Origin of the sequence: Martelella sp. NC20 (assembly GCF_013459645.1) — a bacterium.
Lineage (GTDB): Bacteria > Pseudomonadota > Alphaproteobacteria > Rhizobiales > Rhizobiaceae > Martelella.
Genome location: NZ_CP054861.1, coordinates 3647799 through 3660562, shown reverse-complemented (window position 1 = coordinate 3660562; position 12764 = coordinate 3647799). Strand labels below are relative to the sequence as shown.

At 60.5% G+C, this 12764-nt stretch carries 17 protein-coding genes and 1 tRNA gene; 1 reads left to right on the top strand and 17 read right to left on the bottom strand.

What is annotated here, in order from left to right:
- From HQ843_RS17530 to HQ843_RS17510, 5 genes are read right to left on the bottom strand one after another with little or no spacing between them, the layout of a single operon-like run.
- On the bottom strand, positions 1-249 hold the full coding sequence (locus tag HQ843_RS17530; RefSeq protein ID WP_180901939.1) for a hypothetical protein: 249 nt from the start codon (positions 247-249) through the stop codon (positions 1-3).
- 44 nt (positions 250-293) lie between these two features.
- Positions 294-695, bottom strand: coding sequence for a hypothetical protein (locus HQ843_RS17525; RefSeq protein ID WP_180901940.1), 402 nt, complete (start codon positions 693-695; stop codon positions 294-296).
- 15 nt (positions 696-710) lie between these two features.
- Positions 711-1406, bottom strand: coding sequence for a phage tail tube protein (locus tag HQ843_RS17520; protein ID WP_180901941.1), 696 nt, complete (start codon positions 1404-1406; stop codon positions 711-713).
- Positions 1407-1419: 13 nt separating this feature from the next.
- Positions 1420-1821 carry a hypothetical protein gene (locus tag HQ843_RS17515; RefSeq protein ID WP_180903265.1) on the bottom strand — a complete coding sequence of 134 codons (402 nt, stop codon included), beginning with the start codon at positions 1819-1821 and terminating at the stop codon, positions 1420-1422.
- Positions 1821-2273: an HK97-gp10 family putative phage morphogenesis protein gene (locus HQ843_RS17510; RefSeq protein WP_180901943.1), complete on the bottom strand. Its 453-nt coding sequence runs from the start codon at positions 2271-2273 to the stop codon at positions 1821-1823. The genes HQ843_RS17515 and HQ843_RS17510 overlap by 1 nt, the downstream gene beginning before the upstream one ends.
- 76 nt (positions 2274-2349) lie before the next feature.
- Here HQ843_RS17510 and HQ843_RS17505 point away from each other — a divergent pair, with 76 nt between their 5' ends.
- Entirely contained in the window at positions 2350-2808 is a 459-nt protein-coding gene (locus HQ843_RS17505; RefSeq protein ID WP_180901944.1) for a hypothetical protein, read from the top strand.
- Between the two features lie 4 nt (positions 2809-2812).
- Here the strand turns inward: HQ843_RS17505 and HQ843_RS17500 are convergent, their stop codons facing one another.
- The 12 genes from HQ843_RS17500 to HQ843_RS17445 all read right to left on the bottom strand — a co-directional run bounded on the left by HQ843_RS17500 (position 2813) and on the right by HQ843_RS17445 (position 12602).
- Positions 2813-3136, bottom strand: coding sequence for a phage head closure protein (locus HQ843_RS17500; protein ID WP_180901945.1), 324 nt, complete (start codon positions 3134-3136; stop codon positions 2813-2815).
- Complete coding sequence (locus tag HQ843_RS17495; RefSeq protein ID WP_180901946.1) at positions 3136-3744, bottom strand: head-tail connector protein; 609 nt, start codon at positions 3742-3744, stop codon at positions 3136-3138. The genes HQ843_RS17500 and HQ843_RS17495 overlap by 1 nt, the downstream gene beginning before the upstream one ends.
- On the bottom strand, positions 3744-5036 hold the full coding sequence (locus tag HQ843_RS17490) for a hypothetical protein (protein ID WP_180901947.1): 1293 nt from the start codon (positions 5034-5036) through the stop codon (positions 3744-3746). The genes HQ843_RS17495 and HQ843_RS17490 overlap by 1 nt, the downstream gene beginning before the upstream one ends.
- On the bottom strand, positions 4984-6348 hold the full coding sequence (locus tag HQ843_RS17485; protein ID WP_180901948.1) for a phage portal protein: 1365 nt from the start codon (positions 6346-6348) through the stop codon (positions 4984-4986). Before HQ843_RS17485 ends, HQ843_RS17490 begins: the two co-directional genes overlap by 53 nt.
- Positions 6349-6363: 15 nt before the next feature.
- Positions 6364-6696 (bottom strand): hypothetical protein, encoded by a 333-nt coding sequence (locus HQ843_RS17480; RefSeq protein ID WP_180901949.1) that lies wholly within the window; start codon positions 6694-6696, stop codon positions 6364-6366.
- A 76-nt stretch (positions 6697-6772) separates the two neighbouring features.
- Entirely contained in the window at positions 6773-7153 is a 381-nt protein-coding gene (locus HQ843_RS17475) for a hypothetical protein (RefSeq protein WP_246710134.1), read from the bottom strand.
- A gap of 24 nt (positions 7154-7177) precedes the next feature.
- The gene (locus HQ843_RS17470) at positions 7178-7546 is read right to left on the bottom strand and encodes a hypothetical protein (protein ID WP_180901950.1); all 369 of its coding nucleotides are present in this window, start codon (positions 7544-7546) and stop codon (positions 7178-7180) included.
- Between the two features lie 80 nt (positions 7547-7626).
- On the bottom strand, positions 7627-9543 hold the full coding sequence (locus HQ843_RS17465) for a phage major capsid protein (protein ID WP_180901951.1): 1917 nt from the start codon (positions 9541-9543) through the stop codon (positions 7627-7629).
- 17 nt (positions 9544-9560) lie between these two features.
- Positions 9561-11051: a terminase large subunit gene (locus HQ843_RS17460; RefSeq protein ID WP_246710133.1), complete on the bottom strand. Its 1491-nt coding sequence runs from the start codon at positions 11049-11051 to the stop codon at positions 9561-9563.
- A gap of 217 nt (positions 11052-11268) precedes the next feature.
- Positions 11269-11913, bottom strand: coding sequence for a P27 family phage terminase small subunit (locus HQ843_RS17455; RefSeq protein WP_180901952.1), 645 nt, complete (start codon positions 11911-11913; stop codon positions 11269-11271).
- A gap of 160 nt (positions 11914-12073) precedes the next feature.
- The gene (locus tag HQ843_RS29485) at positions 12074-12292 is read right to left on the bottom strand and encodes a hypothetical protein (protein WP_246710132.1); all 219 of its coding nucleotides are present in this window, start codon (positions 12290-12292) and stop codon (positions 12074-12076) included.
- A 233-nt stretch (positions 12293-12525) separates the two neighbouring features.
- Positions 12526-12602: transfer RNA gene (locus HQ843_RS17445), tRNA-Met, on the bottom strand.
- Between the last annotated feature and the right edge of the window lie 162 nt (positions 12603-12764).

Sequence of the window (12764 nt, the reverse complement as noted above, 5' to 3'; positions counted from 1 at the left end):
TCACGCCTTTCTCTTGCCGATCCATGCCGAGACCACCGCGAACTGATCCTGCCAGCGCACCGCGGCGGGTTTCGATTTCGGTTTTCGGTATGTCATGAAGTTGTCAATTGAGGGAAACTTGGATGCCTTCTCGGGCGCGTAGGCGGAAAGTCGCGCGCCGAACCATGCCGCCGCGCGCTGCCTGTCCTGATCGAGCGCGTTGCGCCCGATCTGCCCGGAGACGATGGCCTGCGCATGGCGCGGCGTCACCCGCCAGAACAGCTCCGGATCGAGACCGATCTCGATCCAGAATATCAGCCGGTCGCGCCACCGGTCGCCGCCGCTTTCCGCCGCGTCGCCCGGTTCTGCTTTTTTGGCTGCTTGTCATCGCCCTCCGCATCGCTCGGGATCGATGCCATGATCACCTCGCCCAGAAGCCTGAAGGCATTGATCAGGCCCATGGTCGCGGCGATCCGACCTGCATCCTTGTGGGTGACTTCTGGTGATGCGCTCGAAAGCATGCCGCGAAACAGGACGCGGAAGAACTTCATATCGATCTTTTCCTCATCCGCCATCGCCTGAAACCGACGGAGAATGGCGGTGGTCTCCATGCCCAGCTCTTCCTCGAGCTCGCACCATTCATTCATGCCGAGCATGAGTTCGACGGTCTCGCCGTCGATCTCATGCGTTACCGTGCCCTTGACCGGATTGCTCATATCGTCAGCCCTCCGTTACGCCGCGGCGATGACATTGGCGGTCGCGGCGGTCGCCACGGTCGTCGCAAAATCATCATTGGAGGCGGTGACATCGCATGTCACTGCCGATCCGATGTCACCGGTGACCGGCACATAGGTCGTGCCGGTCTGGCCGGAAACGGCATCGCCGCCGACCTTCCACTGATAGGCCAGCGTATCCGCGCCGGCGAACATTCCGCTGTCGACCTGAAGCACCACCCCGACTTGCGCCGTGCCGACGATCGACGGGGCCACCAGCGCCCGCGGCGCCGTCGGGTCCGTCATCGTCGCCTCGCCGGCGATCTTGAACGACAGGCTACCCGTCATCTTGTCATCGATCGGTGCGGCCTTCTCATAGGTCTGCCGATTTCCGTTTGCCAGCATCTGGCAACCGTTGGGGAAGGTGACCCGAATTCCGCTCTTTTTGCCCTTGGCGGAAATCAGCAGCTTGTCGGTAGCGGAACCGGGAACGAAATTGGTATCGAAGGTGAGTTCGCCGCCATCCGTCAGCCCACTGATGAACTCGCGCGTCTTGTTCGGGCTACCAAAATGCGTCACGTCCACCTGGTCGGTGCTTTCCGACGCAATGCCAATTTCGCCGGTTGCTTCGGCGACATAGACATAGGTGCCGCCGGTTGGTACGGCCAGTTCGATCGTCGTGCCGTAGCCGATATTTGCCTCTGATGCTGACATGGAAACGCTCCTTTTAAGCCGTGTGCCAGATGATGATGTCGGTGGATCGCCGGAACAGCGCGCTGTCATCGCCCGGCGAAATTTCATTGAAGTCGCGGCGCGCATCGATGAAGCCGGCATGGATCTTCACGCCGGCGACAGTGCGGCGACAGCCGGACAACACGTTGCAGAGCGCGTTCGCGCCATTGCGGACGGAAAGATAGGATGCCCCCCAGACGTCGAACTGCACCCGCGCGGCTGAAAGCCTGTCGGCGCCGCTCGAAACATAACTGTCCGGCCAGCTGATCACCTGCATCGTCAGATATTTTGAGCCCGTCGCGCTCTGCGGCCGACGTCCCCAATAAATCTCATTGCCGAACTGAAGGACCATGGCTGCATCGCCGAGGAGAATTTGCGTGATTGCCGCTTCCATCATCAGCCTTTCGCGGCCAGTCGCGCCGCCCGTTTCGCCGCGCGGGCGACGGACTTGTCGATTTCCTTGCCAAGCTCGATCTTGACGATCTCAAGCGCCTGGTGCTTGTTGCCGTCCCATGCGGGCCGAAGATGCGGTTCCGCCGCCTGATGCTCGTTCCCGAACTCGGTCTGGATCGCCGCCGGATCGTTCGGCCCGACATGGACCTCGACATGGTTCTTCGTCTCGCGCCGCGCCATCTTCGCCTGCCGCTGCGTCAGCTTCGTGCCAACGCCATAGGATTTGTTCAGATTGCCCGTCGGACCGACGGGCGCGGCGGCGGCCCCGGCCTCGGCGATCGGCTCCCCCGCCTTCATCAGCGCCCGCCGCACCGCCGCCTTGCCGGCCGCCTTGCTCAGTTCCATGAGCGCCTTGTCAAGATCACGCCCGCCCTCGACCTTCGTCTTGCTCGCCATATACAGATCCTCGAAATATTGACTTCCGTTCCATACCGAGCGACCCTGATTTTTTTGGTCGCACTGCGAGGAACAGATGCTGAAAACCGTGTTGATTTCGTCCGCATTCATGTTGGCCGCCGCCAATTCCAACGCCGAACCAAAGAAAGTTTCGCCATCTGTGGTTGAGCAATGCCAGGCAATTAGCGAAACATTCACTGAGCTTTCAGACTGTCTGCCGCAAATGGATATCTACCTATCCACCCTCGATGCCTTTTCAGAAATATATCCGCCAGAAGCGAACCTTCTCCTCGATGAATGTGAAGAACTGAACACCGACAGTATCGGCACAGCCGCCTGCCTTCTGGACGCGATCGAAAAGGCTGTCAGCATCAGTCAGTCATTGCCAGAAGGAACGAAGATTGATGACCCGATCTATGTTCCCGTTTCAGACCCTGCCAGGTTCGAAGCACTGCAAGCGGCCAAAGACGCCGCGATGGCCGAGCATCCCGATATTCGCGTGTGGTACGGGTTCAGCTACTTTCCTTACAAATAAGGCCTCACCCTTCCGCCGTCGCAACGCAATCGATCTCGCTGACCTTGCGCCGGCCGACCTCGCGAATATCCTTGATGTTGTAGGCCCGCCCCTCATAGACGATCCTGTCTTCCCGGGTCAGATCGCCGCGAAACCGAATGTGAAACGTCATCACGATCTGGCCGGCAAGCTGGCCGGATGAAAACCGCTCGTCACCCCGGTTGGGCCGCTGCTGGGCCCAGACAGTCGTGACAGTCGTCCATGCGGGCATCGGTTCGTTGAGCTCGTTGCGCCCGGTCTCGTCCCACCTGTCGATCCTGATACGGCGATCAAGCTTTCCGGCCTGCATCAGATCACCATCCGCTGCAGCGGCGACAACAGCCATCGCACATTGACCGATGGCGGAAGCGCTGAAACCGAAACGCCGATAACCGTTTCCTCGCGGTTGTCGTACCAGGCGCCGACGATCAGCCGGATCGCCTGCTTGACGCGTTCCGGAACCGGGTCATACCCCGCAAGATAGGTGACCGAGACCGCCCCGGCCTCGTCGAGACTGACCGGCAACGCATAGGCGTTCTTGAACCGGCACCAGCTTTCGCCGCTGGCGTCGGTGAGAAGCGCGTAGTTTGCGGAATCGACCGCGGTGACATTGCCATCCTTGTCGCGATACGACACCGAAACGATCGATGACACCGGCCCGAGTGTGAGTTTCAGCGCGCGCGCGAAGCAATCGAAATCCTGTTGCCATGTCGAGCGCGATATGACCCGACCCAGCATGCTGTCGAGCCCCTCGATCGTCTCGATCGACGCCTTGATATAGGCTTCGAGAAGCGCTGTAACCTCGGCTTCCGCCGTTGCGTCGAGCGCATCCGCGTCGATCCGGCATTGCTGCATGGCCTCCGCCACCGTTATCGGCAGATCTTCGGCCTCCGTCACCAGTACTGGTCGGTAGATCATCACAAAACCTTTGACAGGATTGGATAGAGATCGCATGTGACGGCGGTTCCGTCTGCATTGACAAGGCTCAAAACGCCGTCATCGTCGATGCTCACTTCGGATACCGAAGACGTCACGGCAATCCCGCGTTCGCCCTGCTTGCCAGGCTTTCCGGTCTTGCCCTGCATCGCGATCATCTGCCACCCGGCGCCGGGGCAAACGCCCGGATCGTCATGGCGCGCGATGAAGGCGGCGCCGTTGAGCGACACGATGTCGAGCGCCTGATAGTCCTCATCCGCGCGCCATGTGTTGCGCACCGTCGGCGATCGTCCGTCGGCGCCGTCGAGGCCGCGACGAACGATCATCTGCCAGTCATCGTTTGGCGGCGCTTTGCCGGTGTCGCGCAGCGCCTGGAATATCTCGCCGCAGAAAGTGACGACATCGCCCGTGTAATAGACCTTGTCTTCCCAATAACCGATCAGCGGCAGCGATCCGGGCGGACCCGGATCGCCCTTTTCGGGCGGCGGCAATCCGTCAACGGCGGCGCGCACGGCATCGGCCACCATCGCGGCGATTTCATCCGGATCGGCATCCTTTCCGGGCGCCGCCGGCGGGATATTCGAAACAGCCTCGTCGACCATGGATCGCAGCAGTTCCGGGTCAGGCTCGGCAGGCTGCAATCCGGCGACGGCAGCGCGCACGGCATCGGCCACCATCGCGGCGATTTCTTCCGGATCGGCATCCTTTCCGGGGGACGGCGGCGGGATATTCGAAACCGCCTCATCGACCATGGAGCGCAGCATGTCCGTATCGACGCGCTCCGGCTCGACGGGCGGCAATCCGGCGACGATATCGTTGACGATGCTTTTGATGTCATCATCGGTGCGCGGCGGCGGCATAATCTCCAGAGCGGACGAGACCGACTTTCTGGCCATTGCCTCTACATCCTCGATTGTGACCGGCGACGCCATAATTTCAGTGGCCGCCTGCTCGATCATCGATGGCAGATCGTTCATCCGCTTTTCGATTTCTCCCGTGATCATCGGTGCAACGTCATCGATCGTGACGGATCGCCCCGGTTCGCCGGATCTCACCGTATCCATCTTGTCGGCAAGCGCTTTTTCAAGCGTTCGCACGGCAGCAATCCGCGTTTCCAGTTCCGCCATGCGGGCGGCAAACTGCGCCTCCCGCAGTTCACGCTCGCGGGAAGCCTCCATCTTCATCTCGGCGATCGCGCGGGCGACGCTCGAAACTGCCGCGTCAGTGAAGGCTTTGAATGTTTCGCGCCACGAGTTCGTCGATCTGCCCTGCATAGTCGTCTTCGCTTCCGGCATCGTCATCCTCGTTTGGTTCCTGCGGCGCGGCGACCGCCGGCGGCTGCATCTTGCTGCCATAGCTCAGCGGCACCACCTGCTGCTGGACGCGCGGTTCCGCGCCGTGGCCGCCCGGCACTTTCGACAGGCCCTCGCGATTGCGGGCCTCGTCCGGCGCGAATATTCCGCCGATCACGGCTTTCGACAGTCCGTCCATGCGATCCTTGAAAGCAGAGCGCATCAGGGCTTCGGTATCGAGCTCCAGATATTCTTCCGGCTGTCCGTCAAGCCGGAACAGCAGCCCGAACGCCTCCTCGATATGGTTGAGCGCGAAGCCGAGGCCCGAGGCCTTCCATGACGACATCAGCGCTTCCGTGGACGCAAACGGCGTCGCGCCGATACCGAGAACGGCGAGCGGCATGCGAAACGCAAGGGCAATCGATTCGTTGTTGATCTTGAGCATGTTGGCAAGCTGGGTATCAGCCGCCGATATCGTCACCGGCTTTGCCTTCAGGCCCCAGGCGAGAATCGGCGTTCCGCCGGCGTTTTCGCCGCGCGTCTGCTCGTTCCAGCGCTCCCGCAATTGATCCGTCTGTTCCTTCGTCAGCTGCTGTTCTGTTTCCAGCATGAAGGATGGCCGCGCCTGGTTGAGATAGAACGCAACCTGCTGGTTGAGCGCCGCGCCGGCCATGGTGCGCTCCAGAACCGTCGCAAGAATCGGACTTACGCCCTTGAGCGGATGTTTCGGCGTCTGAAGCCGGACATGAAGGACATCGCGCGCCGGTATCGGCATCGAAAGGTCGAACCGGTTTTCGGCGATCTCATTGCCCCAGAGATCGTAATAGATCGAACCGTCGACGCCGATATAGGGCAGGCCGAGGCGCATCAGGTGCAATTCTGCAATCTCATTGCGATCGTTGCGGATCGCAAGCGCGAACCCCTCGCCTTTCTCGTAAAGGGCGCGGGTCAGGTTCAGCAGGAAATCCGAAATCGACTGATAGTCGTTCGGCTTGCGGATAACCCTGGCGAGCGGCGAGTTTGCCACCCGGACCCGTCCGCCGTCCGCCGTGGTGCGCCAGTGATCGCCCGGACACATCGCGATGGTCTGCGCATAGGCCGCAACACAGGCCTCGACCATGGCGCTTGACTCGCCATATGGCTGCACATTGTAGCCCATCTGCCAGAAATTCCAGAAACTGCCGGCCTTCGCCGAAAGCCAGCCTTCGGAAAGCTGGTACGGGCCAGGTCGGTATTCGCCCTCTGCGGCGCGCCGGCTCCATGTCGGCATGATGCGTGAAAGCCAGTTGGCCACGGTCTGAACCTCGATTTATCGGGTCTTGTATCCGCCCTTTTGCGCGGCGGGCTTCATCTCGGCGGTTTTCTTCTGCCCGTCGACGCTGTCATCGTCGTCAGGTTTCATGTCCTTTTTCGGTGATCCGGTGTCTTCACCCTTCGTGGTTTCCTGCTGAGGATTCTGCGGATTTTGATCGGGGGTAGGTGCCGGCGCGCTGGCCTTTTCGCGTTCGCCGATCGCATCGACGCCGCCGCGCGTGCGCGGGCCGTGTGCTGCATAGGCAACCGCTCGGCCGTCGGCATGGCGAAGGATGCCGGTGTCATCCGGCCTGATCAGGCGCGGATCGCCGACGCTGTCGTCTTCCATGACATACCAGGTCTCTTCCATTGGTAATCTCCGTTTCTATTGACTGCGGCCCGCATGGCGCGGGTCGCACTTTTCATCATCTTGCATCATCGACGGCGATGACGAAGGTTCCGGACGTGCCGTTGCCGCCCTGGGCGACCGCGATCTTGACGCGGTCGCGGCCGAGCGCCACGCGGTCGAGAACCGGCCGCGTACCGTCGAAGGTCGCGGCGACGCCGGCCGTCGAATGCGTTGCGGCGCGCGGATGCTTGATCACGGCGGCATTGACGTTCAGTTCGCTCCAGATGGTTTCGCCGGTCGTCTCGGCCGTGATCGTGAAATCGACGCCATCGGCGAACGGGTCAGCGCCTGGCTTGATGTACTGGATCGATTCGATATAGCCCGACAAAAACGGGCTGAAGCCCTCGCCGGTTGCGGTCCCCGTGGTGACGGTCACCGTGAATTTGCGGATAGCCATTTGGGTATTCCTTTGTTTCGGGCTTCAGCCGTCGATGAGAACGTGGAAACTGCCAGATGTCGCGTTGCCGCCTGCGGCAATGACGAACTTCAGGCGATCGGCGCCGAGCGTGATCTTGTCGAGCACGGCATAAGTGACGTCATATGTGGCGGCGACGCCGGCGGTGGTGTGCGTGGCGGCGCGCGGCGCGCGGCGGGCCGTCGCATTGACGTCTTCTTCGGCCCAGATGGTGGCGCCAGTCGTTTCCGATGTGATGACGAAATCGACGCCGTCTGCGAAGTCGTCTTTGAGATAATGGATGCTGATCAGCTTTCCGGAAATGACCGGGCTGTAGACTTCGGCATCGCCGCTTGCATCGACGGTGACCGGAACAACAAAGCGTCTGACTGTCATGATGTTTCTCCCGCGGACTATCCCGCACATGGTAAGCGACGCGGGACCGTCATGGCCCCGCGTTCATCAATCCGAAAGGATCAATAACTGGTGCCGTCGATCCACTGCACCATGTCCGGACGGCCCATAACCCAGGATACGTCCAGCAGCATCCGGACGCCGACGGTCGCCGTCTGGTAGAAGCTGCGAATCGGGTCGGCGACAGTGCCGTTGGCCGCGACGAGTTCCGCGGGTGCGGCATCTTCCATGTGCACGGTCGCCGTCTCGTTGATGTCGAATTCGGGCGCATCGCCGACCGCCGTATAAAAGTCGCTATTGCGCACGGCGACCAGACGACCGGGCGTCGCATAGGTCGATTCGACGATGTTGACCCGGTCCGCAATGGCGTTGAACCAGCCGCTGTTATTATCCGGACCATCCATCATGGAGATCGAAAGGCCCTGTGACGGGTTCATCGCGACGGTGATGTTGTCGGCCGCATTGGCCGTGATGAACGGCTGGAGCAACGCCTGGAAGTCCTTCTTCACGGCCACATGATCGTCGCCACCATATCCGCTCGCAACCGCGGCGACGCCGTTCAGAAGTCCGGCAGGCCTGGCGGAGCTGACCGCCGTGGCATCGAGCAACGCTGCATCGAGAATTGATGCGGTATCCTCGAGAATCGCGCGGCGCACCAGCGCCTCGATCGCCGGCGTCGAGCGCCGCGCCAGTTCCCGCGAGAACGGCACGATGACGCCCATCTTCTTCGGCGTGAGTTCCGCCGCAGCCGTTGTCATCCGACCGACGCGGATCGGCGAGCCCTCGGCGACAAATCCGCCGCCTGCGCCGCCGGCATTGCGGCGCGGAAGCTTGATCGTACCGGTTCCGTCGAAATTGAGGCCGACGCCGCGATCGCGCAGCGCCGGATAGATCGACATTCCGGTCAGCGCCTGCAGAAAACCCTGGTTGACGGTTTGCAGCAGTTCGGATGACCAGCCGGAAACGGTGGTGGTGCCGATCGTCTGGTCGGCCTTGGCGATGATGGCGGTTGCCTCATGGCCCGGATAGCGTTCGTCCAGCACCTTGTCGATCGACTTGTGACCGGCGCCGAAGGCGGAAACGCCCTGCACCGTGATCGCCCTGACCAGCAGATCGAGCGGCGAAACCTGTTTCTGCTGCAAGCCGAGCGGACGGCGATGGATGGCGGGCGATGCCGGATCTTTGCCATCGGCGGCGCCGAGGCCGATCTTGGCTTCGGAAGCCTTCAGGTTTCCGAGGCTGCGTTCGATGGTTTCGATTTCCTCGTTGAGGGCTTCGATCGCATCATTGTCGATCTCATCGACGGATGTCAGTTCGGTCAACTTGTCCTTTTTCTGGACAAGCAGTTCCTGCGCATCCTCGATGCGCTTTGCAAGTGTGGTCATGTTCGTGGCCTTCGTTTTTCTGGGATGGATCGCGACTTTGTCGGGATCGTCTTCTGTGGTCTCGGCGTGCTGGCCGTTTGCGGACACGTCCCGACGCCTCGTTTCGGCATGCTCGCCGAAGGCAAGGGACATGGTTTCCGTGGAAAGATTGAGCGATTTGGCAAGCGCCACCGCTGCCGGGTTCGCCGGTACCGAGACCAGCGATGTCTCGAGAAGCTCCTGCTTGAGATAGCGCTGGGCGCCATAGGGCTTTTCCGGGTTGACCGATTCCGCTTTCATCGGCCGGAACCCGACCGAAACCGCCCGCAATATCCCCTGCTCGACAAGTCCGATCAGTTCGTCGAGCCTGTAGCTGGTACCGCGTTTTGCAAGCTTCAGCCGTCCGATCAGCTTTCCACCTTCAACGCGAAGGTCGCTCCATGTGCCGATCGGAAACGAGGAATTGTGGCCGAACAGCGCGATCGGGTTCTTTCTGAAATTCTTCAGATCCCAGCCCGCCGGCTCCACCACGTCGCCGTAACGGTCGACGCTCGCGTCGGAAAGAACAAATTCCAGTCCCTCGCCGTCACTGGCGACAGTCTTGTGAACAATCATGGTAAGCTCCTGTGAGATCAGGCGACCATCGCGTCGACATCGAGCGAAACGCCGAAATCCTTGCTGGCGAGACCGACCGCCATGACTGCGGCCACGATCCCGTCGATCTTGTCCCGCGAATGCTTTTTGTCCGGCACATAGTTCAGATTGACATTGAACCGGATCGAGCAATGGCCGGCCATCCATGCCAGCACCGGGTGGCCGCCGTGATCGAGGTTGCCCGAAAAAACAAGGCCCTCGAATTCCGTCGTCGGTCCGCTCATGGACTGGTGACCCTGCCGTATTTCCTGCATCATCTCCGGATCTAGACCGCTTTTTTGCAGGTCTCCGACCAGTTTTGACGCGTTCCACGGGTCATAGCCGAACATTTCGACGTCAAACCATCTGAACGCATCTTCGATCGCGTCCTGAATAATGCCCTGATCGACGAAATCGCCTGGCGTCGTTTCCAGTGCGCCGGTTTCGATCCAGTGGTGCCAGTTGACGCGCTTATCGTCTTCCGCGCGGACATCGAGCGTTTCCTCCGGGATCCAGAAGCGCGGAATGACGATCCATTTTTCATGGGTCTCGTCAGGCGGAAGAACAGCCACCAGGGCGGTGATATCGCGTTTCGCGGAGATATCGGTGGCCAGAAATGCGCGCCGACCTTTGTTTTCCTCGCGAAAATCACGCCATGATCCGGGCTTTGCACAGCAGGCATCCCATTTTGAGCGCGGTATCCATCCTGCGACATCGTCAACCCAGCGGTTCAGATGATAGCACTGAAAAACGGCTTCCTTTGCCGGCCGTCCCTTTGCCTTCTTGGCCTCGGCCCTGAGATGATCGATCGTCGGCGTCAGGCCGAGGCTTGGATTTGCCTTGCGCCAGATTGCCTCATCGGTCCAGTCGTCATCCTCGGCGATCCCGAAATAGACAACAAAGGTCGATGGATCGTCGACAACGCCTTCCACGATTTCCATTGATTCCTTGAACCAATCGAAACCGATCCGATCCTGTCGCCGCCCGGCCGTCGAGGCATAGAGCTCGATCGGCTGCAGCCGTGTCCCCGTCCCCTGTCGCAGCGTGTCGGCAATCTCGGTGGACTTCCACTCGTGAATCTCGTCTCCGACGGTGACCGTCGGTGATTTGCCGTGCTTGCCCTTCGGCGAGCCCGTCAGAAGCTGGCAAAGCGAGGCGGTTTCGCGCAGATAGATGTTTTTTGCGTTGATCGTGATCCGTTCATTGCCTTGCCTGTCCTCTCTAAGTCCGTCGGCCGCCTCGATGATCTGCACCATCTTGTTGAACGGGATCAGCGCCTGTTTTTCATCGCGGGCGAATACGTAGGCCTGTGCGCCCTGAATTTTCTCCAGAACGAAAAACAGCACGGCAAGTGCTGCAAGGAACTCGCTTTTCCCGTTTTTCCGGGGAATCCAGAGGTCCAGCCGGCGAAATATCCGCACATAGATGGTTTTTTCCTCATGCGTGGCTGGATCGATGATTTCGACGGGCTTCTTCCAGCCGACGAGCATGCGAACCGTGATTTCCTGCCATGGCAGAAGTCTGAACGAAATGCCGGCAAACCGGTCATCGGTAAGCCGGAATATTTTCGGCCACCGCGATACGATCCGATCAGCCTTTGCGGCGTCGAACCAAGATCCTTCGACCGCCGATGCGCGCCTCCAGTTCGATCTGGCCCATTCATACGACGGATCGTCGTCGTGACGCGAAAGCCACGCCGGAAAATCGTCAGTTTGGCTTGAGTCCGGGAGGCATTGCATCATCATCGTTCATCAGGCCGATCGGATCGCCTTCAAGTGGATCGTCGCCGTCAGCGCTATGCGCCGAGCGCGGATGATCGCCGAATTTGAAACGACCCTGGGCGGCGTTGAATGTCTCGACCCGCATCAGGTCCTGGTCACGCATCGGCGTGAAACCGAATTCGGCATCGAGCAGCCGAAGCTGCGTTTCCGCCTTGGACATGAACTCGAGGCCGGGATGGGTGCGATAGACCTCGTTGCCATCGCCCTTCCTGACCTTGACCGTCGTGCCGCCTTTCGGAAGATCCTTGTTGAGCTGGCTGGCCGTCGAGTTGAAAAGCTGTGTCCAGATGCAATACCTGGTAAGCGCTGGGCGATAGCCGGGCCTCAGCCTTCCGGCGGATTTCAGGACCGACGAAAGTTCGTGCCAGAGCGCAGCGGCCTCCCTCCAGTATGCCGGCTGCTTTTTGAACAGCGGCGGAAGCGGAAACGGGTCGCGGCCCTTCGCGGCCTCGCGCTCGCCCTCGTTGACCGCCGATTCGATTTCGGCGATCGCGGATTCGACCTTGACGCGGCGCCGGCCGGGAAATCCTTTCGCGGCCTGCTCAAGCGGGTTGTCTTTCCGTCTGCCCATCGTTCATCCCGGCCGCAACCGTCACCTTGTGTCATCACCGAAAACCGATACGGTGCCCAAAAAAAAAGATATCGCCAAAAATACCGCGCCATTTTTTGTGCACTTACAGCGCCGGTCTCCTGTCGGGGCGTGGTGGATAATTCGACCGCCCCCCCCGCCATCAAAATTCGGTGGTGCCAAGGGTCAGTTTCTTTGCCGCGTAGCTGTTGAGCCACAATGCCGAAACGCCGATCGTTCCCTTGTCGTACATCTGCTCGAGCCGCTGCTTGATGTGGTCGTGATGCCACTTGCAGCACGGCTGCCACATCGATGTATCCCAGAACTTTTCCGGATCACCATGATGCGGATCGACATGATCGACGACGGTCGCCGCGCTCACCGTGCCGACGGCCTCGCAGCCGAGGCATAGCGGATTGCGAGACAGAAACGTGATCCTGGCTTTTCCCCATCGCCGATTGTAACCGCGGCTTGCCGCCGAACCGCGCCGATTGTCGTGGCGGCGCTCTCTGTCTTTCGGCGCCGACTGCCCGGCTGGTCTGAAGTTCCTGGGAGATTTAACCATCTACCCTTAGACGCACAAAAGGCGGACCGCTTTCACGATCCGCCTCGATCTGGTTGCAGGGGAAGGATTCGAACCTTCGGCCTCCAGGTTATGAGCCTGACGAGCTACCGGGCTGCTCTACCCTGCTTTGTCTGATGTCTGTTAATGATGAAACGCATAGCTCACGCACTGACCCTGAATCGCATCTGCCATATCGGCACATCGTCAGGGCAGGTATGTGGCCGGCGAAACCCTGTCGTCTATCCAGACCAAGCCGCTTACCAGAAGCGACGGCTCGCACATCCAAACC